1 pseudogene is annotated in these 319 nt (G+C 52.0%); it reads left to right on the forward strand.

The window, feature by feature from the left end:
• Positions 1 to 207 precede the first annotated feature (207 nt).
• Positions 208 to 319: pseudogene (locus VSR82_RS40175) on the forward strand (IS110 family transposase); the annotation flags it as partial.

Below are 319 nucleotides of genomic sequence, written 5' to 3' on the forward strand. Positions count from 1 at the left end.
GCGCTTGGTTGACAGATCCAGGTGAAGACCCAACTGCGACATTACTCTTCTCCTCAACTAATTCGCGATGCTTCCAGGATAGCTGAACGGGGCGTCAATGCCAGGACTTTTGCAGACCTTCCTTAACTTTTCCATCAAGCTGTAATGGGATGGTCACCCCCTCCCCGCAGCAGGGGTACTCTGCCGGGATTTCTTGGGAGATCTGCCATGCAAAACGTCACATTGGTCGGTATTGATCTGGGTAAGCACGCTTTTCACCTTCATGGTCAGGATACGGCGGGTAAAGCGGTGTTTCGCAGAAAGTTATCGCGCAAGCAAC

This window comes from Burkholderia sp. JPY481, from assembly GCF_038900515.1.
Taxonomy (GTDB): domain Bacteria; phylum Pseudomonadota; class Gammaproteobacteria; order Burkholderiales; family Burkholderiaceae; genus Paraburkholderia; species Paraburkholderia youngii.